This window comes from Streptomyces cyanogenus, assembly GCF_017526105.1.
In the GTDB taxonomy this organism is placed as follows: domain Bacteria; phylum Actinomycetota; class Actinomycetes; order Streptomycetales; family Streptomycetaceae; genus Streptomyces; species Streptomyces cyanogenus.
This window is the reverse complement of the sequence record NZ_CP071839.1, coordinates 893389-916317: the sequence shown is the minus strand read 5'-3', so window position 1 is coordinate 916317 and position 22929 is coordinate 893389. Positions and strand designations below refer to the sequence as shown.

The window sequence follows — 22929 nt, the reverse complement described above, 5'->3', positions numbered from 1 at the left end:
GGCGGGGCCGGAGCATGACCGGGTGCGAAGCAAAGCATCGATCACCCTGCTGTCCGTCGGGCACGCCTGCGTCGACGTCTACCAGGGAGCCGTGGCGTCCCTGGTCCCGTTCCTCGTCGCCGAGCGCGCCTACGGCTACGCCGCCGCCTCGGGCGTCGTACTGGCCGCCGCCCTGCTGTCCTCGGTGGCGCAGCCGCTGTTCGGCGCGCTCACCGACCGCCGGCCCGCGCCCTGGCTGCTGCCGGCCGGCACGCTCCTGGCCGGCCTGGGCATCGCGCTGAGCGGCAGCAGCGACTCGTACGCGCTGACATTGCTGTGCGTGGCGGTGTCCGGGGCAGGCGTGGCCGCCTACCATCCCGAGTCCGCCCGGGTCGCCCGGCTGGCCGGCGAGGGCAGCCACAGCGCCATGGGCTGGTTCTCGCTGGGCGGCAATGCCGGGTTCGCCCTGGCCCCGCTGCTGGTCACGGCCGTCGTGGGCACGGGCGGACTGCGCTGGACCCCACTGCTGGTCCTGCCGGCGCTCGTCGGCGCGGCGCTGAACGGGGCCGTTCTGCGCGCCCCGGAGCGGCGGCGGCACCTCACCGGTACGGCACCGGCGGCCGGCGCCGACGACGGGGCGTCCTTCCTGAAGCTGTCGCTGGCCGTCGTGTGCCGCTCGGTCGTGTTCACCGGCCTGAGCAGCTTCCTGTCCCTGTACGCGGCGCAGCGCCTGGGCGGCAGTACGGCGGCCGGTACGGCAGCGCTGTCCGTGCTCTACCTGGGCGGCGCCGTCGGTTCCGTGCTGGGCGGCCGGCTGGCCGGGCGCTGGGACCGGGTCACGGTGTGCCGCTGGTCGTACCTGCTCTCGGTCGCGGCGGTGGCCGGAGTCGTGTTCGTCCCCGGCCCCGCCCTGTACCTGTGCGTGGCCCTGACCTCCGCCGGGCTGTACGTGCCGTTCTCCCTCCAGGTCACCCTGGGCCAGGACTACCTGCCCACCCGGGTCGGCACCGCAAGCGGTGTCACCCTCGGCCTGACCGTCAGTGTCGGCGGACTGGCGAGCCCCCTCATCGGCCGGGTGGCCGACGCGACGTCCCTGCGGACCGCCCTGGCCCCGCTGGTTCTGCTGCCGGCGCTCGCCTGGCTGCTGTTCCGCGCCCTGCCCGAACCGGCGGGACCCGGCGGCCGGGCCGGCGCCCCGGCCGCCGCCGCCGCTCAGCGTGCCGTGCCGAAGTCCTGAGTCCAGTAGCTGCCGGGCTGGGCGAGACCGACACCGATCTCCTTGAAGCCGCAGTTGAGGATGTTGGCGCGGTGGCCCGGGCTGGACATCCAGCCCGCCATCACCTGCTCGGCCGTGCCGTACCCGTAGGCGACGTTCTCCCCGTAGCTGCTCCAGACGTAGCCGGCGCGGGTGATGCGGTCGCCCGGGGACGAACCGTCGGATCCGGTGTGCGACATGTTCTGGTGGGCCGCCATGTCCTGGCTGTGCGCCTGCGCGGCCTTGGTGAGAGTCGAGTTGAGGGTCAGTGCCTGGCAACCGGCCTTGCTCCGCTCGGCGTTCACCAGCCGCAGGATCTCGGCGGTGACCCCGGACGCGGTGGCCGTCGGCTTCGGCGTGCTCGGCGCCGCGGGGGCCGCGGAGGCGGAAGCGGTGGGCTTGGGAGCGCTGGGCGTGGCGGTCCACCGGGGCGTGGGGACCGTGGCCGTCCTCCTCGTGTGCTTCCTCGCGTGCTTCTTCGGATGCTTCTTGGCATGCGGAGGGGCGATCACGCGGACGCTCGGGCGGGTGCTCGGAGCCGCCGTGGTCCAGGGCGCCGGCGGCACGGTGGCCGAGGGCGCGCCGGTGTCGGCACCGTTGCTCTGGTAATTCCCCGGGGTGTACTGCCACTGCCCCACGGGCTCGGGCGTCGCGACGGTCTGCGCCTGGCCGTCCGTGCCGTACGGCCACTCGGCACAGGCCAGGGCGACGGACGGCACGCCCACGGCGCCGACAGCGGCGGCAGCGATGACTATTCGCCGGTAGTGCTTGGTCTTGCGGTGCTGGCCCATACGTCAACCTCACTCGGTGATCGCCGAGCGCTCATTGTCGGGACGGCCCCACAAGAGGCGCAAAGGGCCCTTCTACTACCTCGCCTCGTAGAGCTGAACACCCCTTGTCAGACGAGTCGAGAGATGCCGACTTCGCGATCGCGATGTTTGCGTAAGGCTGGCAGGTCGTCATAAACGCACAGCCCGCGACGAATGCCGGGTCGTGCCGAGCGGTGGGCGTGCCGTGACCCGGAGTGGGGCGCGCGTGCACGGCAAGACGGACAAATCCCATATGTCGCCGGAATGGCATCTACTATGCGGCCCGCTTAGTCGCCGACCGGGCTGTGACGGATGTCACCTATCGCCGGGTCGTGGTGTTCTGAAGGCCGGAAAAGAGCCGGGCGACAGCGCGGCAGGAGCCTTCCCCGTACTGCCCCGGGCCGTGCGGGCGGCTCGGGGCGCGGTGAGCGCCGTGACGGAGATCGACCCGAGAGAATGGCAGGTTGGCCGGCCGTGGTGCCGAGCGCCGGTTGACGCACCGTCACCCGGGCCTGGGCGTCTACGTCTTCCTCAACGTCGGTATGGCGGTCGCGGCCCCACCTGGGGCCGGTCCCGCTGCCGAGTGACCATGCGTGGTGCGGCGGCCGGAGCCGAAGCCCGGCCGCCGTACACCCGTGTCCGGTCGCCGTCACTCGTTCCGGAAGACGGCCTTGCTGACCTCGGCGGGGTTCTGGAACTCCTTCTTCCCGAGGTGGGAGATCCGCTCGGTGACCTCCTTGGGCGCGTGGTTGTGCTCGGCGACCTTCCGAAGCTGATCGGAACTGGCCGGGTACTCCGCGCCGGACAGGGCTTTCTGCAGATCGGGTGGGGTGATACCCGCCATGGCTCCTCCAGGCGGTGAGTTGGTGCAGGATCATCGGGCCGGCGCCGCATGCTGCGCCGGACTGGTCAGGTACCCCTCCCACGCGAGCGGATTCAAGAATTCCGCCGGGTGATGGGTTCCGGGGCGCACGGGTACTCGGGGGCTTCGGACACCAGGCGCGCACCGCGTGCGAGACGACCGGAGAGGTTCCGATGAGTGAGAACACCCCTTCCCAGGCCGAGGGCGAGCCGGAGGAGGCCGCCCCCGAGGCGCAGCAGCCGCCCCGCACCACCCCGTCCCAGGCGGAAGGCCCCGACGCCACCGACGAGGACGCGGACGAGAACCCCGGCGAGGACGACGCGTAAGAGGACGCGTAAGAAGGAGACGGGCATGAGCACGGCACACGCCGGCGTCCCCGAGGTACTGGACGCGCTCAAGGACGTGACGTACCCGGCCGACAAGGACCGCCTGGTCGCGGCCGCCCGGCAGGCGGGCGCCTCCGAGGAGGTCGTCAGGATCCTGCGCGACCTGCCCGCCCAGCAGTACGCCGGCCGCGAGGACGTGGCCGGCTCGGTCCGCGGGGACCTGGACCTCGGCCGCACCGGCGCGCGGCGGGCGGAACAGCCCCGGCGCCGCGGCAAGCCGGGGCTCGCCCAGCACCTGCGGGAGGAGCCGAAGACCCCCATCCACGAGGAATTCGACCGCTGACCGGCCGCACCGGGCCCGCCTTGACGGCCCCTGGGGGCCGACCTAGCGTGAACCGGACACGTCTGGACAGGCAGGACAGGTGGCTTCGGCGATGACGCATCCGCACGACCCCCTCGACAGCGGATCCGCCGGTCACCCCCTCCAGGTGGAGGCGCACGGGCTCGACGTGATCGCGGACGCGGAGCGCCGGGGCACCCCGCGCTCCCTGTTCTGGCCCTGGTTCGGGGCCAACGTCTCCGTCCTCGGGATCAGCTACGGCGCTTTCGCCCTGGGCTTCGGCATCTCCTTCTGGCAGGCCCTCACCGCCGGTGTCCTCGGCATCGTCGTCTCGTTCCTGCTGTGCGGCTTCATAGCGGTCGCCGGGAAGCGCGGCTCGGCACCCACCATGGTGCTCAGCCGGGCCGCCTACGGCGTGCGCGGCAACCGGCTGCCGTCCGTCATCTCCTGGATGCTCACCGTCGGCTGGGAGACCGTCCTCACCGCGCTCGCCACGATGGCCACCGCGACCGTCTTCAGCCGCCTCGGCTGGGGCGGCGGCACCGAGACCAAGGTGGTCGCCCTCATGGTGGTGGCCGCGCTGACCGTCGTCGGCGGGGTCATGGGCTTCGACCTGATCATGCGCCTGCAGACCTGGATCACCCTGATCACGGGCGTCCTCACGATCGTCTACGTCGCGCTCGTCGCCGACCACGTCCACTGGAACGCGGTCGACGCCCTCCCGGCCGGTTCGGCACAGGCGTTCATCGGCGCGCTGGTGTTCATGATGACCGGCTTCGGCCTCGGCTGGGTCAACGCCGCCGCCGACTACTCCCGCTACCTGCCCCGTGGCTCCTCCAGCCGGGGAGTGATCGGCTGGACCACCTTCGGCGCCTCCCTGGCCCCGCTCGTCCTGCTGGTCTTCGGGCTGCTGCTGGCCGGCTCCTCCGACAGCCTGAGCAAGGCGATCGCGGCCGACCCGATCGGCGCGTTGACCACCCTGCTGCCGACGTGGTTCCTGGTGCCGTTCGCCGTGGTCGCCGTCCTGGGCCTGGTCGGCGGCGCCGTTCTCGACATCTACTCCTCCGGCCTGGCCCTGCTCTCGGCCGGCCTGCGCGTGCCCCGCTACCTTGCCGCGCTCTTCGACGGGATCCTGATGATCGCCGGCGCGGTCTACATCGTGTTCTTCGCCGACAACTTTCTCGGCCAGTTCATGGGTTTCCTCACCACACTCGGTGTGCCCATCGCCGCCTGGGCCGGTGTCATGCTCGCCGACCTGGCACTGCGCCGCCGCGACTACGACGAGGGCGACCTGTTCCGCCCGCACGGGCGCTACGGCGACGTGCCCCTCCTCCCGCTGCTCCTCACCCTCGCCGCCACCGCCGTCGGCTGGGGCCTGGTCACCAACACCGCCGCGAGCTGGCTGACCTGGCAGGGCTATCTGCTGGAGCCGTTCGGCCTGGGCGGCAAGACCGGCGCGTGGGCCTACGCCAACCTGGGCGTCCTGGCCGCCCTGGCGCTCGCCTTCCTCGGCACGCTGCTGCTGGGCCGGGGGCGCGTGCGGTCCCAGGAGGCCCGGGCGCCGAGCCCGGCGCTCGACGAGGGAGCGCTGAACCCGTGAACGCCGCCGGCCCCGCCGTCCCAGCGGGCCGTGCCCCGCGCATGAGCAGCGGACGTCTCGCCGTCATCCACATGCAACGGTTCTTCGCCGACCCGGCGAGCCCTGGGCCCCAGCCCACGTCGAACTGACCCTCACCGCCGGCTGAGCCGGCACGGACGGGCGATGCCGGGTGCGTGGTGGCCGGTCACCGGTGCCTGCTGTTTTCCGGTCCCCGCGGGTGCCGCCACCCCACCGCCGCGGCGGCCGGTCACCGAGGCCTGCCGTTCCATCGGCCCCCACGGGCGCCGCTTCTCCACCGGGTGCGCGGCGGTCGATCGCCGGTGCCTGCTGTTTTCCGGTCCCCGCGGGTGCCGCCACCCCACCGCCGCGGCGGCCCGTCGCCGAGGCCTGCCGTTCCATCGGCCCCCCGCGGGCGGCGCTTCTCCACCGGGTGCGTGGTGGCCGGTCACTGGTGCCTGCTGTTTTCCGGTCCCCGCGGGTGCTGCCACCCCACCGCCGCGGCGGCCGGTCGCCGAGGCCTGCCGTTCCATCGGCCCCCCGCGGGCGCCGCTTCCCCACCGGGTGCGCGGCGGTCGGTCACTGGTGCCTGCCGTTCCACCGGTCCCCGCGGGCGCCGCCATCCCACCGGGTGCGCGGCGGTCGATCACCCGTGCCTGCCGTTTCCCGGCCTCCGTCGGCACCGCCTCTCACCAGGGGCGCAGCCGTCGATCCTCCCGGCCTGCGTCGGCACCGTCTCCCCACCGGACCTCCCGTCGATCGTCACGCATGCCCGGCACCCCACCGGGTACGCGAGGCGGGAGCCCGCCCGGGCACCAGTCCGCCCGGGCGGCCCGTCAGACCACCGCAACCTGGGGATCAGCCATGGAGACACCCGCACACGAGGCCCAGCCGACGCCCGCCCAGCAGGCACTGGACGCGCTGGCCGAGAACGCCGAGGACCAGGCCGCCCTGGACACCCTCGCGCACAGCGACGTACTCGTCCCGGTACCGGACGACGCGGTGGACGGCGACGGCGCCGACGCCACCACGGTGGCCCTGCCCGTCCTGGAACAGCCCGGAGGCGACCCGGTCGTCCCGGTGTTCACCTCGGAGGGCGAGATGGCCGAGCTGCTGCCGTTCGTCTCGCGCTACCGCCTGATCCCGCTCGGCGCACTCGCCGCGCAGTGGCCCGAGCAGGACATCTCCCTCGCCATCGACGGCAGCTCCGCCCACGGGCTGACCCTCACCTCACAGGGGGTGCGCACCCTGCTGGCGCGCTGACCCGGCGCCCGCGCGAGCGGCAACGCACCGCCCGCGCCCGCGTACGGCGTCCGGACCCTCCCGCCGGAAGGTCGGCCGGATCTGCCCCCCGCCGCCGGTAGTCACCGGCCGCCGCGGCGGGCAGATCACAGCGGAGACAGGTCCGGGCGAGCGCGAAGGAGCCGATGGTCGTGAGGGTCGTCCTGCTGGGCACCGCCGCCGGGGGCGGCCTGCCACGGTGGAACTGCGCCTGCGCGTTCTGCACCGCCGCCCGCGACGGCACACTGCCCGCCCGGACCCGGGAGTGCGCCGCCGTCACCGGCAACGGCCGGGACTGGTGGCTGCTGAACGCCTCGCCCGACCTGCGGACGCAGCTCGCCGCCACCCCGGCCCTGTGGCCCGGCCCCCGGCACACTCCGCTGCGCGGCGTGCTGCTCACCGACGCCGAGTCCGACCATGTGACCGGCCTGACCGAGCTGCGTGGTGCGGCGGGCCTGAAGATCTACGCCGCGCCGCCGGTGCGCGCCGTCCTCGACCGCCATGCCCACGGGGAGTGGGCCGACAGCGCGGCCGAGGGCGGCTTCGTGCTGGCCGGCGGCCTCGTCGTGACCGCCCACCCGGTGGGCACGGCCATCCGCACCGGGCCGAGCTGGACGGCGTACCGCATCGAGGATCTGGCCAGCGGCGGAGTGCTGGTGTACGCGCCCTGCGTGGGCGCGTGGAGCCCCGTCCTGGACGAGCTGTGCGCCGGCGCCGACTGCGTGCTGCTGGACGGCACGTGCTTCACCGCCGACGAGACGGGCACGGGAGTGCGCTCCGGTGCCGGGCGGGCCGCCCCGGGCCATCTTCCGGTCGGCGGTCCGGACGGCTCCCTCGCCGCACTGGCCCGGCACCCCGGCCCGCGCCGGATCTACACCCACCTCGGCGACGGCAACCCGCTCCTCGACCCGGTCTCGCCCGCACGCGCCCGCGTGACCGAGCACGGCGCCGAGATCCTGCCGGACGGGACCGAGCTGGTGCTCTAGGGGGCTGGACCACGGCTAGTCTGGCCGGCCCTCCCGCCCGGACAGCATGCGCCGCAGGACCGCGCGCTGGACCGGCAGCACCTCGGCGTGCAGTGCGCGGCCCTTGGGGGTGAGCGCGACCCACACCCCGCGCCGGTCCTCCACGCACACCGAGCGCTCCACCAGACCGTCCTTCTCCAGCCGGCCGATCAGCCGGGACAGCGCGCTCTGACTCAGATGGACCCGGCCGACCAGGTTCTGCACCCGGCACTGGTCGCCCTGCTCGGACGACTCCGCCGCGAGGATGTCCAGCACCTCGAAGTCGCTGGCGCCGAGCCCGTGCGGATGCAGGGCGCGGTCGATCTCGCACATCGTGTGCGCGTGCACCGTGAGGATGTCCCGCCAGCGCTCTTCGAGCCGGGTGTCGGCCGTCGTGACTGCCATAACCGCACCGTAGCACCGATCCGGCCAATCATTGAGTGTGCAACTAGTGGCTCGGCGGGCGGTCGTACGGGCCTCAGGCCGACGGGTCCTGCAGCAGCCCCACGAGGTTGCCGTCGGGGTCCTTCACGAAGGCGATCAGCCGGCCGCCGCCGACGTCCTGCGCGTCCTGGAGCAGCTCGGCCCCCGCCGCGAGCAGCGCCGCGAGCCGCTCGCGCAGATCCGTCACGTGCCAGTACGGCACGGGCCCCGTCATGCCCTTGGCGTGCCCGTTCGGGTCGAGGCCCACGTCCTGGCCGGCGGCCTTGAAACCGACGTAGTACGGCTCGTCCGCGTACGGCTCGACGCCCAGCAGCGCGCCGAACAGGGCCTTGGCGCGCGCCAGGTCCTTCACCGGGTAGATGATCGTCTGCAGGCCGGCGGTCATGGTCCTCACTCCTTCACGATGCGAACCCGACGGGTCCCCGTCGGTGTTCCCACGCTAGGGCCGGGACCCCCTCGGCGGCTTCTCCGATCCTGACCGCCTGGCGCCGTCACTCGTTGTGCAGCACCTGGGCGACGGTGAGGCGGGCCGCCCGGCGGGCGGGGACCAGCGCGCCCATGACGGCGATCACCACGCCCGCGAGCGCCGCCACCGCCAGGACGGGCGCGTGCCAGACGTCCGTCATGGAGCGGGGCAGCGTGATGTCGACCCCGGCCGCCATGCGCGGCACCACCACCCGGTGGGCGGCGATGCCCAGCGGGACGCCCAGCAGCGAGCCCAGCGCGCCGAGCACCGCCATCGACGTCACCGTCATCACGGTGACCTGGCGCGGGGTCATCCCGATCGACTTCAGCATGCCGAGGTCGCGACGCCGGTCGTGGGTGGTGAGGACGGCCGTGTTGAAGACACCCAGCGAGGCGACCAGTGCGAGCATCAGGGTGAGGGCCGTCGCGGAGCCCACGATGGTGCTCGTGACGCTGTTGGAACCGCTCAGCTGGACGGACAGCCCCGGATCGGCGGCCTCCACCGCGCGGGCGTAGGTCTTCTGGTCCGTGCCCGCGCGCAGCTTGACGTGGTAGGCGATGGGCTTCACGCGCGGCATCAGCGCGGTGACCGTCGACCAGTCGCCGACGAGCAGCCGGTCGTCGGTGTCCATCGTCTCGCCGACGACGGTCACCTGCTCCTCGCGGCCGTCCTTCCGCAGCCGCAGACGGTCCCCGAGACGCACTCCGTTGCGGCGCAGGAACGGCGATCCGGCCACGACCTCTCCCGACCGGTGCATCCAGCGGCCCTTCACGAGCATGCTGTCCAGGGACCGGCCGCCGCGCCGGCCCTCGAACATGACCACCTGCGTGCTGCCCACCAGGGCCGCCTCGTCGTCCGACCGCGCGGTGACATGACTCGCTCCCGGCAACGAGCCCAGCAGCGCCTGGAGTTCACGGTCGCCGTGCACCGGGCGCACCTCCTTGCCGTGCCGGAACGCCCCCACGTAGACGGTGACGTCGTAGGTGGACCCGGCGCCGGAGCCGTAGCTGTTGAGCGTCGCCGCCAGGCCGGTCGCGAACGTCACCGTCGTCACGCCCAGGACCACCGAGGCCAGCGTGAGCGCGCTGCGCGCGGGCCGCGCGAACGGCAGCCCCATGCCGAGGCTCACCGACCGCGGCAGCCGGACACCCGCCAGGCGCCGCTGCATGCCGAGCGCCCGTCCGGCACGCGGGGCACTGCCCGCGCTGATGGCCCGCGCCGCCGACAGCCCCCGCGCCCGCACCGAGGGGCCGAGCGCGGCCAGCACGCACACCAGGGGCATCCCGAGCAGGGCGAGCAGGTTCACCCAGGGCGCGATCCCCAGGTCGCCGTGGAACACCCCCGAGGCCGGCCCGCTGAACACGAACCGCAGGAACGGCTCCGCCAGCAGGTTGCCGGCCCAGGTGCCGAGCGCACAGCCCAGGACGGCCGGCACGGAGATCATCACCAGGTAGACGCCCAGTACCTGCCCCGGGGTGAAACCCACCGCCTTCAGGATGCCGATGTGCCGGAACCCGGACACCACGGCCCCGCCGACCACGTTGGCGACGATGAGCACCGCCACCAGGATGCCGAGGATGCCGAACGCCATCAGATACGGCGCGTACGCGCGCGCGTTGCTGCCGATCCGGTGCTTGAGCGCCAGGTACGTCTGGGACCCGGCGAGCGCCCCCGGCGGCAACTGCCCGGTCACCCCGGACAGCTCCGTGCGCAGGTCCCTCTCCGTCGACGCGTCCCGGAACCGGAACAGCATCTGCCGGCCGGTCGGATGCAGCGCCCGCATCTGGGCCGGGACGACCCACACGTCCGCCGTGTGGCTCAGGTCGAACGCGAACCCGACGATGGTCAGCTTCGGGCCCGACGGCACCCGGAACGTCCTGCCGAGGTCGTCGGCGGTCCAGTCCCGCTGCCGGTTCAGGACCATCTCGCCCGGCCGGGTGGGCCACCGGCCCGCCCACAGGTCCACCCGGTCCACCGGGCCGCCGGGACCGGAACGTCCCACCACCGTGATCTGGCCGCCGAGACCGAAGTCCGCCGCACCGCGCGGAATCCCGACCGTCGCCTGCGGGAACGGCCCCGCCACCGCCTCCACCCCGGGCCGCCGTGCCGCACGCGCCAGTCGGGCGTCCGACACCTTGCCGCTGTCGAACGCGGCCACGACATGCGGCCCGTGCAGCCTCTCGAAGGCGCGGTCGAACGGCGCCGAGGCGGCGTCCACCAGCCCCAGCGCCACCACCAGCGACCCCGTCGACACCAGCGTGACCAGCCAGATCACCAGCGTCTGGAGCCGCCGCCTGCGTACGGCCGCGCGCGCGGCCAGCCACACCGCCCTCATACCGACGCCTCCAGGGTGTGCTCGCCGGTCACCCGGCCGTCGGCCAGCAGCACCAGGCGGCTCGCGCAGCGCTGCGCGAGATGCTCGTCGTGCGTCACGATGATCAGGGTCTGGCCGATCTGGTTCAGATCGATCAGCAGGTCCATCACCTGCTCCCCGGCCCGGCTGTCCAGCGCGCCGGTCGGCTCGTCGGCCAGGAGCAGCGCGGGCCGGTTCATCAACGCCCGCGCCACCGCCACGCGTTGCCGCTCACCGCCGCTCAGCACCGCCGGATACGCGTTGCGCCGGCCGGCGATGCCCAGTTCCTCGAACAGCTCCAGCGCCCGCCGCCGGGCCTGCCGGGCCGGCGTGCCCGTCAACTGGGCCGCCAGCGCCACGTTGTCCAGGGCCGACAGGTCGTCGATGAGGTTGAAGAACTGGAAGATCATGCCGATCCGCCGCCGCCGGTACAGCGCCAGGCCCTTCTCGCTCAACTCCCCGACGTCCTCCCCGTGTACGACGACGCGGCCGGCCGACGGCCGGTCGAGCCCCGCGATCATGTTGAGCAGCGTGGACTTGCCGCACCCGGAGGGGCCCATCACGGCGACCGCCTCCCCGGCCCGGATGTCCAGCGACACGCCGTCGAGCGCCACCGTCTCGCCGTACTCCTTGCGCACCCCGTCGAGCCGTACGACGGCGTCTTCCGTTCCCACCTCAGTGACCATGGGCAGGACGCTAGACGGGGGCCGGCGCCCCGGGCATCCATCCCCGGACGGTACTCGGCCGCAGGACTCATCCTGGGGATGCAGCGCACTGAATCCCCAGGTCGACGCGGATGTCGGTGCCGTCTGCGAGAGTGGGGGCCATGGGGGAGTACGACATGCTGACGGCGGCCCTCGCGGTGGCGTGCACGGCCGTCGTGGCACTGACCGTGGCGCTGGTGCGCACCCGGCGCCGCTGGCAGGCGGCGGTGGGGGAGCGGGGCTGGCTGCTGGAGCGGGAGCGGGAGAGCGCGGCCGAGGCCGCGATCGCGGCCGAACGCGACCGGATCGCCCGCGAGTTGCACGACATCGTCAGCCACAACGTCAGCATCATGGTCGTCCAGGCCAGCGCCGCCCGCGAGGTGCTCGGCACGATGCCGGACGAGGCGGCGACCGCCCTACGGGCCGTCGAGGACGCGGGCCGGGGCGCGATGACCGACCTCAGACATCTGCTGGGCCTGCTCGCCCCCGCGCAGGACGGCACGGACACCGACCCGGGACCGGGCACGGAGCCGAGCGCGGAAGCGGCACGTACGCCGCTCGCCCCGCAGCCCGGCCTCGACCGCCTCAGCTCGCTGGTGGACCGGATATCGTTCGCCGGGCTGCCCGTCGAGGTCCGCGTCTCCGGCGAGCCGCGGACGCTGCCGCAGGGCATCGACGTGACCGCCTACCGCATCATCCAGGAGGCCCTGACCAATGCGCTCCGGCACGGCGACGGCGGCAGGGCGGAGGTGACCGTGCGTTACGCGGACCACGCCCTGCGCGTCGAGGTCCTCAACACCGGCCCCAGCGTGCTCACCGGAACCGCACCGGCCGGCCCGGGACCGCACGGCCGGGGCACCGGCCGCGGCCTGCTCGGCCTGCGCGAGCGGGTCGCCGTCTACGGCGGTGACCTCGACGCCCGGCGCAGACTCGGCGGCGGCTTCCGCGTCCGCGCCCGCATCCCCCTGGACCGGCCGTGACCGCGGACGCGCCCGAGCGGGCGCCCCGCGTCCTGATCGCCGACGACCAGATGCTGATCCGGACCGGCTTCCGGCTGATCCTCACCGCCCGGGGCATCGAGGTGGCCGGCGAGGCCGCCGACGGCGCCGAGGCGGTCGCGGCGGTCCGCGACCTGCGACCGGACGTCGTCCTCATGGACATCCGCATGCCGGTCATGGACGGCCTGGAGGCCACCCGGCACATCCTGGCCGCGGCCCCCGACTGCCGGGTGCTCATGCTGACCACCTTCGACCTGGACCGGTACGTGTACACGGCCCTGTCGCTCGGTGCCAGCGGCTTCCTGCTCAAGGACGTCACCCCGGAGCACCTGGCGGCGGCCGTACGGCTGGTCGGAACCGGTGACGCCCTGCTGGCCCCGCAGATCACCCGGCGCCTGGTGGAGCGGTACGCGGCCGAGGCCGAGCGGACCCACGCGCCCGTACCCGACGGCCTGACCGCCCTCACCCCCCGCGAGCGGGAGGTGCTGACGCTGATGGGCCGCGGTCTGTCCAACGGCGAACTGGCCGCCGAACTGGTCCTGAGCGAGGCCACGGTCAAGTCCCACGTGGCCCGCATCTTCGCCAAGCTCGGTCTGCGCGACCGTGCCCAGGCGGTGGTCCTCGCCTACGAGACGGGACTGGTGAGACCCGGCGACCAGCCGCGCCGGCGCGCGGACGGGAACTGAGTAGCCGTATTCATGCCCGGCCGCCGCACGCGCCCGGAGTGCACCCATGAAGCCACTCTTCAGCGGAACTTCCTCTGCCGGCCGGGCGGTTCGGCTCGCCCGGGTGCCCGGTCGCACCAGGCGGCCGCCCCCGCGCCGTGCCCCCGGGGCCGCGGGACGCTCCCTGGGGCGCACGGCCGTCCGGTACCGGACAACGGCCGTCGAGTACCGGACGTGACGGCGTCGCCCGCGCGACAGTGGGAACACTGCGTACGAGGGGCCGGGGACGGGAGGCGGACGGATGACGGGATCTCCCTCGGGCCGGATGCGGCAGACCATCCTGGAGTGGCTCAAGGACCCGCCGGCCCACTTCCCGGCCGCGAGCCGCGGCGACCTCGCCGCGACCGGCGTCACCGCACGGGCCGTCGCAGTCAAACTGGGCGTACCCCGCCGGACCGCGCTCGCCCACCTGGACCTCCTCACCCGCCTGGGCCTCCTGCGCACCCGCCGGATCCGCTGCCGCACCTACTACGTGCGCGACGAGATCCGGATCGCCGAGGTGGCCCGGATGTTCGAAAAAGGCTGGTGACGGAGCACGGCCACGGGGGACTGCCGGGGCAAGGGGGCGGGGGCGCCCCGACGGAGAAGGGACGCACATGGACCGACCGACGCCACTCGTACCGCTCCACCACGTCGCCCTGGGCGCCCGCGGCCCCGAGGACGTCGTCGCCGATCCGCACGGGCGCGTGCTGACCGGAGTGGCGGACGGACGCATCCTGCGCGTCCACCGCCTCGGCGACCCGCTCACGGCCCGCACGGAGGTGCTGGCCGAGACGGGCGGCCGGCCCCTCGGGCTCGAACTCCTGCCGGACGGCGACCTGCTGGTGTGCGACGCGGAGCGCGGCCTGCTGCGCGTGGACACCGGCGACGGCACCGTCCGCGTCCTCGCGGACTCGGTGGCGGGGGAGCGGCTGCGCTTCTGCAGCAACGCCGTCGCCCTGTCCGACGGCAGCGTGTACTTCACCGTCTCCAGCCGCCGCTACCCGCTGCACCGGTGGATCGGCGACATCGTCGAACACAGCGGCACCGGGCGCCTGCTGCGGCTCGCTCCCGAGGGCGGGGAACCCGAGGTCCTGCTGGACGGCCTGCAGTTCGCCAACGGACTCGCCCCGAGTGCCGACGGTTCCTTCCTGGTGATCGCCGAGACCGGCTCCTGCCGCCTCACCCGCATCCCGCTCACCGGCCCCCGCGCGGGTCATGCCGAGCCCTTCGCCGACCTGCCCGGCATGCCGGACAACCTCTGGCGCGAGGGCCCCGGCGGTCCGGTCTGGGCTGCCCTTGCCAGTCCCCGTGTCCCCCCGCTGGACCTGCTGCACCGCGCCCCGCGGGCCGTCCGCCGCGGCGCCGCCCGGGCCGCCGTGCGCGCGCCGTACCGGCCGAGCGGCACCGTCGGCGTGGTCGCCGTCGACGACCGGGGCCGCACCGTCCACCACCTCACCCGCCGGCGCTCCGCCTTCCGCATGGTCACCAGCGTGTGCGTGACCGGTGACCACCTGGTGCTGGGCAGCCTCTGGGAGCCCGGTGTGGCGGTCTGCGCCCGCCCTGCCGCGCGCTGAGGCGGCGGTACCCTGGTTCCGGCCTTGATCGCCCGCCGGGGCAGGGGCCGAACAGGAGACGTACCAGGATGACAGCCCCGCGAACCGAGACCCGCGGTGTCCGCCCCGCGCCGGCGCGGCGGGCCGAGTGGCGTGCCCAGGCGCCCGTCGTCGCGGCCGTGGCGGCCGGCGGCGCGCTCGGCGCGACGGGCCGCTACGCCCTCACGCTCGCCTGGCCCACACCCTCCGGCGGCTTCCCCTGGGCGACCTTCTGGACCAACGTCTCCGGCTGCGCCGCCATGGGCGTGCTCATGGTGCTCGTCACCGAGGTGTGGGCCGCACACCGTCTGCTGCGCCCGTTCCTCGGCACCGGCGTCCTCGGTGGCTTCACCACCTTCTCCACCTACGCGGTCGACAGCCGCGGACTGGTGGACGCCGGCCGCCCCGGCCTGGCGATCGCCTATCTCGCCGCGACCCTGTGCGCGGCCCTCGCGGCGGTGTGGCTCGCCTCGGCCGCCGCCCGCCGCCTGCTGCTCGGGAGGCCGCGATGACGTTCCGCACCGACCGCGCCCTCCGGCTCACCGTGTACCTCGGCGAGGACGACACCTGGCACCACCGGCCCCTCTACTCCGAGATCGTGCACCGGGCGCACGCCGCCGGACTCACCGGGGCCAGCGTCTTCCGGGGCGTCGAGGGCTTCGGCGCCTCCTCCCGCATCCACACCTCCCGCCTGCTGTCCCTGAGCGAGGACCTGCCGGTCGCGGTGGTCGTGGTGGACGCGGAGGAACGGATCCGGGCGTTCCTGCCGCGGCTGGAGGAGCTGGCCGTCGAGGGCCTCGTCACCCTGGAGGCGTGCGAGGTCGTCCGGTACGCGGAGCCCACCCCCGGTCCGGGGAGAACGGACCCGAAGGGTAAGAAGTCGTTGTGAACTGGCTGCTGGTCATCGCGGGAGCCGTCGTCGGCGCACCCGTGCGCTATCTCACCGACCGTGCCGTACAGGCCCGTCACGACTCGCTCTTCCCGTGGGGCACGTTCGCCGTGAACGTGGCGGGCTGCCTGGTCCTGGGGCTGCTCACCGGTGCCGTGTCCGCCGGGGCCGCCGGGCCCCATGCGCAGCTCCTGCTGGGCACCGGGCTGTGCGGCGCGCTGACGACCTACTCGACCTTCTCCTACGAGACCCTGCGGCTGACCGAGGCCGGCTCCGGCCTCTACGCTGCACTGAACGTCGCGGCAAGCGTGGCGGCGGGGCTCGCGGCGGCCTTTACCGGGGTCTCACTCGCCGGCGCCCTGTGGGCCTGAGCGCTTGCCATCCGGCCGGGCACAGTCAGTACTGTCTACAGCAATGTCGACCAACCCTCCTCAGAACTGGATCCCATGAGCGCCATCTCCGTCGGTCAGGCCGTCGTCCTCGGAGTAGTCGAGGGGGTGACCGAGTTCCTCCCCGTGTCCTCCACCGGCCACCTCAAGATCGCCGAGGGGCTCATGGACATCCCCGTCGACGACAAGTCCGTCGTCGGCTTCTCCGCCGTCATCCAGGTCGGCGCCATCGCCGCCGTGCTCGTGTACTTCTTCAAGGACATCAGGCGGATCGTCTCCGCATGGTTCCGCGGTCTGACCAACCGCGAGGAGCGCTACCACCACGACTACAAGTTCGCCTGGTGGGTCATCGCCGCCACCATTCCGATCGTCGTGGTGGGCCTGGCCGCGAAGCCGCTGATCGACGGCCCGCTCGCCTCGCTGTGGGTGGTCGCCGGCTCCCTGATCGTCGGCTCGGGTGTGATGTGGGCCGCCGACCAGATGGGCCGGCACAAGCGCGGCGAGGACGACACGTCCTTCAAGGACGCGATGTGGGTCGGCTGCTCCCAGATCCTCGCCCTGCTCTTCCCCGGCTTCTCCCGCTCCGGCGCGACCATGTCCACCGCGCTCATCCTGGACCTGGACCGCGTCGCCGCCACCCGGCTCTCGTTCTTCCTGGGCATCCCGGCCCTGACCGGCGCGGGCCTGTACGAGCTGAAGGACGCCCTCGGCGCGGGCGTCGGCGCCGCCCCCCTGGCCGTCGGCACGATCGTGTCGTTCGTGGTCGCCTACGCCTCCATCGCCTGGCTGCTCAAGTTCGTCGCCAAGCACTCCTTCAACGCCTTCGTGATCTACCGGATCATCATCGGCGCCGGCCTGCTCGGCCTGCTCGCCACCGGCACGCTCAACAGCTGAGCGAACGCCGCTGATCACCCACGGGGTGCGGATGCCTGCATTCAGGCGCCGCACCCCGTGAATGTTTGCTTACTCGATGTCTTGACACTCCCCGCCCGCAACACGCAGGATCGCTCCCGTGAACCTGTCAGACAGCCAGACAGGTGGTCCCGTCCCGCGGCGCGTCAGCGCCATGGAAGCGGTGCTCGACCACCTCCGCGGCGCCATCGAGCGCGGCCGTTACGCCATCGGCGACAAGCTCCCCTCCGAGGCCGAGCTGTGCCGCACCCTCGAGGTGTCCCGGCCCGTGCTGCGCGAGGCGCTGCGCGCGCTGCAGACGATGGGCCTGACGGTCTCCCGGACCGGCAAGGGCACCTTCGTCGTCGCGAACACCGTCGAGGACCCCACCTTCGGCGACTACGCGGCCAGCGACCTGCTGGAGGTGCGCCGGCACATCGAGATCCCGGTCGCCGGATACGCGGCCCTGCGCCGCACCCCGGAGAACCTGGACCACCTGGCCCACCTGCTCGACCGCATGGAGCGGGAGACGGACACCACCGCCTGGGTCGCGATGGACACCCTCTTCCACCTCGCCGTGGCCGAGGCCGCCCAGAACCCGGTCTTCCGCCGGGTCATCGAGGAGATCCGCGACGCACTGGCGCGTCAGTCGGCCTTCCTCAACGAGCTGGGCGGACGCCGCGAACAGTCCAACCGCGAGCACCGGGCGATCGTCGAGGCGCTGGCCGACGGTTCCGAACACGACGCGGTGGAGGCCATGAGCCACCACCTGGACCGCGTCGAGACGACCCTCACCGACATCGTGCGTCCCCAGCGGACGGACCCCCCTATGGAAGGCGGACCCGAGGCGTGAGCGAGCAGCACCTCAAAGACGAGACGCGCCCCTCGTCCGGCCATGTCGACGCCGGAGACGCCGGCTACAGCAAAGGCCTGAAGCACCGGCACGTCAACATGATCGCCATCGGCGGCGCCATCGGCACCGGCCTCTTCCTCGGCGCGGGCGGCCGGCTCGCCGACGCCGGCCCCTCCCTGTTCATCGCCTACGCCGTCTGCGGCGTCTTCGCCTTCCTGGTCGTGCGCGCCCTGGGTGAACTCGTCCTGTACCGCCCGTCCTCCGGCGCCTTCGTGTCGTACGCCCGGGAGTTCCTGGGCGAGAAGGGCGCCTACACCGCGGGCTGGATGTACTTCCTGAACTGGGCGACGACCGGCATCGCCGACATCACGGCCGTCGCCACCTACACGCACTACTGGGGCATGTTCTCGGACATCCCGCAATGGTTGATCGCATTGATCGCCCTCGCGGTCGTCCTGACCGTCAACCTGATATCGGTCAAGATATTCGGTGAGCTGGAGTTCTGGTTCGCGATCGTCAAGGTCGGCGCCCTCGTGGTGTTCATGTGCATCGGCATCTTCCTGCTGGTCACGCAGCACCCGGTCGACGGCCACCACCCCGGCCCGTCCCTGATCACCGACAACGGCGGCATCTTCCCCAACGGTCTGCTGCCCATGCTGCTGATCATCCAGGGCGTCGTCTTCGCGTACGCCTCGGTCGAGCTGGTCGGTGTCGCCGCGGGCGAGACCGAGAACCCCGAGAAGATCATGCCGAAGGCGATCAACTCGATCATGTGGCGCGTGGGCCTGTTCTACGTCGGCTCGGTCGTCCTGCTGTCGATGCTGCTCCCGTGGAACGCGTACTCCGCCGGCCAGAGCCCCTTCGTCACGGTCCTGTCCAACATCGGAGTCCCGGCCGCCGGCGGCGTGATGAACCTGGTCGTCCTGACCGCCGCCATGTCCTCACTGAACTCCGGCCTGTACTCCACCGGCCGCATCCTGCGCTCCATGGCGATGAGCGGATCCGCCCCGAAGTTCACCGGCCGGATGAGCCGCAGCCAGGTCCCGTACGGCGGGATCCTGCTCACCAGCGGTATGTGTGTGCTCGGCGTGGGCCTGAACTACGTCGTCCCCGCCGACGCGTTCGAGATCGTCCTCAACTTCGCGGCGATCGGCATCCTCGCGACCTGGGGCATGATCATGCTCTGTCACCTGCTCTTCTGGCAGAAGACCCGGAACGGCGAGCTGACCCGGCCGTCGTACCGGCTGCCGGGCTCTCCCTGGACCGAACTCGTGACGCTGGCGTTCCTCGCCTCCGTCCTGGTCCTCATGTACGCCGACGGCGGCGCAGGACGCACCACCGTGCTGTGCCTGCCGCTGATCGTCGCAGCACTGGTCGCGGGCTGGTACGCCATCCGCGCCCGCATGTCCCGCACGTCCACCGGCGCCGACGCGTGACCCGCGTACCGGCCGACCCCGACCTCCTGATCAGGCAGTGATGTACAGCAGTTCCCCCGCCGACGCACCCGTCGTGCGCGAACCCCTCCACGCCCCCGTCGCCCACCTCATCCGCGGCGGGGTCGTCGAGGGCATCCACTACGGCTCCGTCGTCGTCCTCGGCGCCGACGGGCAGGTACGGTTCCAGCTCGGCGACATCGAGGCGGCCTTCTACCCGCGCTCGGCCCTCAAGCCCGTCCAGGCCGTGGCCATGTTGCGGGCCGGGCTGCCGCTCGACGGCGAACTGCTGTCGCTGGCCGCCGCGAGCCACTCCGGCGAGGAGCGCCACCTCGCCGGCACCCGGCGCATCCTCGAACTCGCCGGGCTCACCGAGGACGACCTGCGCAACGTGCCCGACATGCCGTTCGACCCGGTCGTCCGGGACGCCTGGGTCCGCGAGGGCCGGCTGCCCTCCCGCCTCGCCCAGAACTGCTCCGGCAAGCACGCCGCCATGCTGTGGACGGCCAGGATCAACGGCTGGTCCCTGGAGGACTACCTGGACCCGGCGCACCCGCTCCAGCAGGCCGTCGCCGAGACCCTGGAGGAACTGACCGGCCAGCGTGTCGCCCGGGTCACCGTGGACGGCTGCGGCGCCCCGCTGTTCTCCATCTCCCTGCACGGCCTGGCCCGCGCCCTGGCCCGGATCACCTCGGCCGAGCCCGGCACCCCCGAGGCCCGGGTCGCCGACGCGATGCGCGAGCACGCCGAGATGGCCTCCGGCTCCGGCCGGGACGTGGCCGCGCTCATGCGGGCCGTGCCGGGGCTGCTCGCCAAGGACGGCTTCGAGGGCGTACAGGTCGCTGCGCTGCCGGACGGCACGGCTGTCGCCGTGAAGATCGCCGACGGGGCGAACCGGGCGCGGATACCGGTCGCTGCGGCCGCGCTCGCCCGCGCGGGCGTGGATCCCGGGCTCCTCACCGAGTTCGCGGGGGAGCCGCTGCTGGGTGGTGGGCAGCCGGTGGGCCGTGTGCGGCCCGTGCCTGCGCTGGATCCGGTTCCGCTCACCGCCTGCGCGTAGCTTTCGCCGCGTCCCGACGGGGGCTGCGGGCCGTCGTCGGTCCGCGGGCCGTCCGTGGGTGATCGCGCATTTCCCCGCGCCCGTTCCGGGGCGCTCTCCCCTCCGTACCTCAGAAAGAGGACCCCTGCTCTCATGACCGCCGCCACCCGCAGCGAGCACGACCTGCTCGGCGACCGCGACGTCCCCGCCGACGCGTACTGGGGTGTCCACACCCTGCGCGCGACGGAGAACTTCCCCATCACCGGCACCCCGATCTCGGCGTACCCCCATCTGATCGACGCCCTGGCCGCCGTCAAGGAGGCCGCCGCGCTCGCCAACGAGGAACTCGGGCTGCTGGCGCCCGAGAAGGCCGCGGCGATCGTCGCGGCCTGCCGGGAGATCCGCGCCGGCAAACTGCACGACCAGTTCGTGGTGGACGTCATCCAGGGCGGTGCCGGCACCTCCACCAACATGAACGCCAACGAGGTCGTCGCCAACCGCGCGCTGGAACTGCTCGGCCGCGCCAAGGGCGAGTACACGTACCTGCACCCCAACGAGGACGTCAACCTCGGCCAGTCGACCAATGACGTCTACCCGACCGCCGTCAAGATAGCGACGGTCTTCGCGGTACGTGGACTGCTCAAGGCGATGTCTGTACTGCAGGACGCGTTCGCCCGCAAAGCCGTCGAGTTCCGTGACGTGCTCAAGATGGGCCGTACACAGTTGCAGGACGCCGTGCCGATGACGCTCGGCCAGGAGTTCTCCGCATTCGCCGTCATGATCGAGGAGGACCGCAGCCGTCTCGCCGAGGCCGTCGAGCTGATCCACGAGATCAACCTCGGCGCCACGGCCATCGGCACCGGCCTCAACGCGCCCGCCGGCTACGCCGAGGCGGCTCGCCGGCACCTGTCCGCCATCACCGGCCTGCCCCTGGTCACGGCCGCCAACCTGGTCGAGGCCACCCAGGACTGCGGCGCCTTCGTCCAGATGTCCGGCGTCCTCAAGCGGATCGCGGTCAAGCTCTCCAAGAGCTGCAACGACCTGCGGCTGCTGTCCTCCGGCCCGCGCGCGGGTCTCGGCGAGATCAACCTGCCGCCGGTGCAGGCCGGTTCGTCGATCATGCCGGGCAAGGTCAACCCGGTCATCCCCGAGGTGGTCAACCAGGTCGCTTTCGAGGTGATCGGCAACGACGTCGCCATCACCATGGCCGCCGAGGCAGGACAGCTCCAGCTCAACGCCTTTGAGCCGATCATCCTGCACTCCCTGTCCGAGTCGATCACGCACCTGCAGAGTGCCTGCGTCACGCTCGCCGAGCGCTGCGTGTCCGGCATCACCGCCAACACCGAGCGGCTGCGCGCCACCGTGGAGGACTCCATCGGCCTGGTCACCGCGCTCAACCCGCACATCGGCTACACGGCCGCGACCGACATCGCCAAGGAGGCCCTGCGCACCGGCCGCGGCGTGGCCGAACTGGTGTTGGAGAAGGGCCTGCTGCCCGCCGAACGGCTGACGGCGCTGCTCCGCCCGGAGGTGCTCGCCGGCAACGGGGCCCCGCAGGTGATCTGACGCCCCGGCACCCGCGTGCCGCCTGCCCCGGTACGCGGGGCGGGGCCGGCCCGCGGGTGCCGTCGCACCCAGGGACGGAGCACCTCCCCGCCGCCCCCGTGGCGCCCCGGCGTCAGCAGTGCGGCATGATGACGATCATGTCCTCGCAGTTCCAGCCGGTCCTCGACAGCATCCTGGCCGAGATCGAACGCACGCCCGGGCGTGGCCGGTCCGCCGACTACATCCCGGCACTCGCCGCCTTCGACCCCCGCCGGTTCGGCATGGCCGTCGCCGAGCTGGACGGCACCGTGTACGGGGTGGGGGACTGGCAGCAGCCGTTCTCCGCGCAGTCCATCACCAAGGTCTTCACGCTCGCCCTGGACCTGGCCCGCGAGGGCGACGAACTCTGGGAGCACGTGGGCCGCGAGCCCTCCGGCAACCCGTTCAACTCGCTGGTCCAGCTGGAGTACGAGGACGGCATCCCGCGGAATCCTTTCATCAACGCGGGTGCCCTCGTCGTCACCGACCGTCTGCAGACCCGTTCCGGAGACGCGGCCGGCGAGCTGCTGTCCTTCCTGCGCGCCGAGAGCGGCAACCTCGCGCTGGACTTCGACCAGGAGGTCGCCGCCTCCGAGACCGCGCACGGCGACCGCAACGCCGCCCTCGCCCACTTCATGAAGTCCTACGGCAACATCGACAACGACGTGCCGGTCCTGCTCGACCAGTACTTCCGGCAGTGCTCCATCGCCGCCTCCTGCGCCGACCTGGCCCTCGCCACCGGCTTCCTCGCCCGGCACGGCATCCGCGCCGACGGCAGCCGGCTGCTCAGCCGCAGCCAGGCCAAGCAGGTCAACGCGGTCATGCTGACCTGCGGCACGTACGACGCGGCCGGCGAGTTCGCCTACCGCGTCGGCCTGCCGGGCAAGAGCGGGGTCGGCGGCGGGATCATCGCGGTCGTACCGGGCCGGTGCACGCTGTGCGTGTGGAGCCCGGGCCTGGACGAGCGCGGGAACTCGGTGGCGGGCGTGGCGGCCCTGGACCGTTTCACGACCCTGACCGGGCTGTCGGTGTTCTGAGGGCGGCACCGCGTCCGGCCGGGACGCACTACGCTCCGGTCACACCCCGGCCCCCGCCCGGCAGGACTGTCGTCGTCTTCCGGCCACCCGGCATCGA

At 72.8% G+C, this 22929-nt stretch carries 25 protein-coding genes; 19 read left to right on the top strand and 6 right to left on the bottom strand.

What is annotated here, in order from left to right; genetic code table 11:
• Positions 1–22 precede the first annotated feature (22 nt).
• Positions 23–1216 (top strand): MFS transporter, encoded by a 1194-nt coding sequence (locus S1361_RS04115; protein ID WP_208030479.1) that lies wholly within the window; start codon positions 23–25, stop codon positions 1214–1216.
• On the opposite strand, the gene S1361_RS04110 is transcribed toward S1361_RS04115, so the two are convergent.
• Positions 1192–2025: a CAP domain-containing protein gene (locus tag S1361_RS04110; protein WP_208030478.1), complete on the bottom strand. Its 834-nt coding sequence runs from the start codon at positions 2023–2025 to the stop codon at positions 1192–1194. The genes S1361_RS04115 and S1361_RS04110 overlap by 25 nt on opposite strands.
• Positions 2026–2692: 667 nt before the next feature.
• Positions 2693–2887 (bottom strand): DUF2795 domain-containing protein, encoded by a 195-nt coding sequence (locus tag S1361_RS04105; RefSeq protein WP_208030477.1) that lies wholly within the window; start codon positions 2885–2887, stop codon positions 2693–2695.
• Between the two features lie 191 nt (positions 2888–3078).
• On the opposite strand from S1361_RS04105, the gene S1361_RS04100 reads away from it, so the two are divergent.
• The 5 genes from S1361_RS04100 to pqqB all read left to right on the top strand — a co-directional run bounded on the left by S1361_RS04100 (position 3079) and on the right by pqqB (position 7435).
• Positions 3079–3231 (top strand): hypothetical protein, encoded by a 153-nt coding sequence (locus S1361_RS04100; RefSeq protein ID WP_208030476.1) that lies wholly within the window; start codon positions 3079–3081, stop codon positions 3229–3231.
• Positions 3232–3256: 25 nt separating this feature from the next.
• Positions 3257–3574 (top strand): DUF2795 domain-containing protein, encoded by a 318-nt coding sequence (locus S1361_RS04095; RefSeq protein ID WP_208030475.1) that lies wholly within the window; start codon positions 3257–3259, stop codon positions 3572–3574.
• A 91-nt stretch (positions 3575–3665) separates the two neighbouring features.
• Positions 3666–5171: a purine-cytosine permease family protein gene (locus S1361_RS04090; protein WP_208030474.1), complete on the top strand. Its 1506-nt coding sequence runs from the start codon at positions 3666–3668 to the stop codon at positions 5169–5171.
• A gap of 861 nt (positions 5172–6032) precedes the next feature.
• Entirely contained in the window at positions 6033–6431 is a 399-nt protein-coding gene (locus tag S1361_RS04085) for an SseB family protein (protein WP_208030473.1), read from the top strand.
• Positions 6432–6601: 170 nt separating this feature from the next.
• The gene (pqqB, locus tag S1361_RS04080) at positions 6602–7435 is read left to right on the top strand and encodes a pyrroloquinoline quinone biosynthesis protein PqqB (protein ID WP_208030472.1); all 834 of its coding nucleotides are present in this window, start codon (positions 6602–6604) and stop codon (positions 7433–7435) included.
• Positions 7436–7450: 15 nt separating this feature from the next.
• Here pqqB and S1361_RS04075 read toward each other — a convergent pair whose 3' ends face one another.
• From S1361_RS04075 to S1361_RS04060, 4 genes are all read right to left on the bottom strand, one after another.
• The gene (locus S1361_RS04075; RefSeq protein ID WP_208030471.1) at positions 7451–7858 is read right to left on the bottom strand and encodes a MarR family winged helix-turn-helix transcriptional regulator; all 408 of its coding nucleotides are present in this window, start codon (positions 7856–7858) and stop codon (positions 7451–7453) included.
• A 73-nt stretch (positions 7859–7931) separates the two neighbouring features.
• Positions 7932–8282 carry a VOC family protein gene (locus S1361_RS04070; protein ID WP_030339773.1) on the bottom strand — a complete coding sequence of 117 codons (351 nt, stop codon included), beginning with the start codon at positions 8280–8282 and terminating at the stop codon, positions 7932–7934.
• 106 nt (positions 8283–8388) lie between these two features.
• Positions 8389–10698: an ABC transporter permease gene (locus S1361_RS04065; protein ID WP_208030470.1), complete on the bottom strand. Its 2310-nt coding sequence runs from the start codon at positions 10696–10698 to the stop codon at positions 8389–8391.
• Positions 10695–11402, bottom strand: coding sequence for an ABC transporter ATP-binding protein (locus S1361_RS04060; RefSeq protein WP_208030469.1), 708 nt, complete (start codon positions 11400–11402; stop codon positions 10695–10697). Before S1361_RS04060 ends, S1361_RS04065 begins: the two co-directional genes overlap by 4 nt.
• A 140-nt stretch (positions 11403–11542) precedes the next feature.
• Between S1361_RS04060 and S1361_RS04055 the strand changes: the two genes are divergently transcribed.
• The 13 genes from S1361_RS04055 to S1361_RS03995 all read left to right on the top strand — a co-directional run bounded on the left by S1361_RS04055 (position 11543) and on the right by S1361_RS03995 (position 22832).
• A complete protein-coding gene (locus tag S1361_RS04055; RefSeq protein ID WP_243769065.1) occupies positions 11543–12400 on the top strand; it encodes a sensor histidine kinase in 858 nt (285 codons plus the stop codon).
• Positions 12397–13104: a response regulator gene (locus S1361_RS04050; RefSeq protein WP_208030467.1), complete on the top strand. Its 708-nt coding sequence runs from the start codon at positions 12397–12399 to the stop codon at positions 13102–13104. The genes S1361_RS04055 and S1361_RS04050 overlap by 4 nt, the downstream gene beginning before the upstream one ends.
• Positions 13105–13384: 280 nt before the next feature.
• Positions 13385–13672, top strand: coding sequence for a helix-turn-helix domain-containing protein (locus tag S1361_RS04045; RefSeq protein WP_208030466.1), 288 nt, complete (start codon positions 13385–13387; stop codon positions 13670–13672).
• Between the two features lie 67 nt (positions 13673–13739).
• Complete coding sequence (locus S1361_RS04040) at positions 13740–14699, top strand: SMP-30/gluconolactonase/LRE family protein (RefSeq protein WP_208030465.1); 960 nt, start codon at positions 13740–13742, stop codon at positions 14697–14699.
• A 68-nt stretch (positions 14700–14767) separates the two neighbouring features.
• Positions 14768–15229: a fluoride efflux transporter FluC gene (locus S1361_RS04035; RefSeq protein WP_208030464.1), complete on the top strand. Its 462-nt coding sequence runs from the start codon at positions 14768–14770 to the stop codon at positions 15227–15229.
• Entirely contained in the window at positions 15226–15606 is a 381-nt protein-coding gene (locus S1361_RS04030; RefSeq protein WP_208030463.1) for a DUF190 domain-containing protein, read from the top strand. Before S1361_RS04035 ends, S1361_RS04030 begins: the two co-directional genes overlap by 4 nt.
• Complete coding sequence (gene crcB, locus S1361_RS04025; RefSeq protein ID WP_208030462.1) at positions 15603–15977, top strand: fluoride efflux transporter CrcB; 375 nt, start codon at positions 15603–15605, stop codon at positions 15975–15977. Before S1361_RS04030 ends, crcB begins: the two co-directional genes overlap by 4 nt.
• Before the next feature lie 75 nt (positions 15978–16052).
• Complete coding sequence (locus S1361_RS04020) at positions 16053–16889, top strand: undecaprenyl-diphosphate phosphatase (RefSeq protein ID WP_208030461.1); 837 nt, start codon at positions 16053–16055, stop codon at positions 16887–16889.
• 172 nt (positions 16890–17061) lie between these two features.
• Entirely contained in the window at positions 17062–17739 is a 678-nt protein-coding gene (locus S1361_RS04015) for a FadR/GntR family transcriptional regulator (RefSeq protein WP_208036437.1), read from the top strand.
• Complete coding sequence (locus S1361_RS04010) at positions 17736–19175, top strand: amino acid permease (protein ID WP_208030460.1); 1440 nt, start codon at positions 17736–17738, stop codon at positions 19173–19175. Before S1361_RS04015 ends, S1361_RS04010 begins: the two co-directional genes overlap by 4 nt.
• 40 nt (positions 19176–19215) lie before the next feature.
• Positions 19216–20232: an asparaginase gene (locus tag S1361_RS04005; RefSeq protein ID WP_208030459.1), complete on the top strand. Its 1017-nt coding sequence runs from the start codon at positions 19216–19218 to the stop codon at positions 20230–20232.
• A gap of 132 nt (positions 20233–20364) precedes the next feature.
• Positions 20365–21777: an aspartate ammonia-lyase gene (gene aspA / locus S1361_RS04000; protein WP_208030458.1), complete on the top strand. Its 1413-nt coding sequence runs from the start codon at positions 20365–20367 to the stop codon at positions 21775–21777.
• 128 nt (positions 21778–21905) lie between these two features.
• A complete protein-coding gene (locus tag S1361_RS03995) occupies positions 21906–22832 on the top strand; it encodes a glutaminase (RefSeq protein WP_208036435.1) in 927 nt (308 codons plus the stop codon).
• The last annotated feature ends 97 nt before the right edge of the window (positions 22833–22929 follow it).

Excerpts from the sequence above, each read along its gene's own strand:
- S1361_RS04110 (WP_208030478.1), bottom strand. The coding sequence starts at position 2,025 with ATGGGCCAGCACCGCAAGACCAAGCACTACCGGCGAATAGTCATCGCT.
- S1361_RS04105 (WP_208030477.1), bottom strand. The coding sequence starts at position 2,887 with ATGGCGGGTATCACCCCACCCGATCTGCAGAAAGCCCTGTCCGGCGCG.
- S1361_RS04100 (WP_208030476.1), top strand. The coding sequence starts at position 3,079 with ATGAGTGAGAACACCCCTTCCCAGGCCGAGGGCGAGCCGGAGGAGGCC.
- S1361_RS04095 (WP_208030475.1), top strand. The coding sequence starts at position 3,257 with ATGAGCACGGCACACGCCGGCGTCCCCGAGGTACTGGACGCGCTCAAG.
- S1361_RS04090 (WP_208030474.1), top strand. The coding sequence starts at position 3,666 with ATGACGCATCCGCACGACCCCCTCGACAGCGGATCCGCCGGTCACCCC.
- S1361_RS04085 (WP_208030473.1), top strand. The coding sequence starts at position 6,033 with ATGGAGACACCCGCACACGAGGCCCAGCCGACGCCCGCCCAGCAGGCA.
- S1361_RS04075 (WP_208030471.1), bottom strand. The coding sequence starts at position 7,858 with ATGGCAGTCACGACGGCCGACACCCGGCTCGAAGAGCGCTGGCGGGAC.
- S1361_RS04070 (WP_030339773.1), bottom strand. The coding sequence starts at position 8,282 with ATGACCGCCGGCCTGCAGACGATCATCTACCCGGTGAAGGACCTGGCG.
- S1361_RS04065 (WP_208030470.1), bottom strand. The coding sequence starts at position 10,698 with ATGAGGGCGGTGTGGCTGGCCGCGCGCGCGGCCGTACGCAGGCGGCGG.
- S1361_RS04060 (WP_208030469.1), bottom strand. The coding sequence starts at position 11,402 with ATGGTCACTGAGGTGGGAACGGAAGACGCCGTCGTACGGCTCGACGGG.
- S1361_RS04055 (WP_243769065.1), top strand. The coding sequence starts at position 11,543 with ATGGGGGAGTACGACATGCTGACGGCGGCCCTCGCGGTGGCGTGCACG.
- S1361_RS04045 (WP_208030466.1), top strand. The coding sequence starts at position 13,385 with ATGACGGGATCTCCCTCGGGCCGGATGCGGCAGACCATCCTGGAGTGG.
- S1361_RS04040 (WP_208030465.1), top strand. The coding sequence starts at position 13,740 with ATGGACCGACCGACGCCACTCGTACCGCTCCACCACGTCGCCCTGGGC.
- S1361_RS04035 (WP_208030464.1), top strand. The coding sequence starts at position 14,768 with ATGACAGCCCCGCGAACCGAGACCCGCGGTGTCCGCCCCGCGCCGGCG.
- S1361_RS04030 (WP_208030463.1), top strand. The coding sequence starts at position 15,226 with ATGACGTTCCGCACCGACCGCGCCCTCCGGCTCACCGTGTACCTCGGC.
- S1361_RS04020 (WP_208030461.1), top strand. The coding sequence starts at position 16,053 with ATGAGCGCCATCTCCGTCGGTCAGGCCGTCGTCCTCGGAGTAGTCGAG.
- S1361_RS04015 (WP_208036437.1), top strand. The coding sequence starts at position 17,062 with ATGGAAGCGGTGCTCGACCACCTCCGCGGCGCCATCGAGCGCGGCCGT.
- S1361_RS04005 (WP_208030459.1), top strand. The coding sequence starts at position 19,216 with ATGTACAGCAGTTCCCCCGCCGACGCACCCGTCGTGCGCGAACCCCTC.
- aspA (WP_208030458.1), top strand. The coding sequence starts at position 20,365 with ATGACCGCCGCCACCCGCAGCGAGCACGACCTGCTCGGCGACCGCGAC.
- S1361_RS03995 (WP_208036435.1), top strand. The coding sequence starts at position 21,906 with ATGACGATCATGTCCTCGCAGTTCCAGCCGGTCCTCGACAGCATCCTG.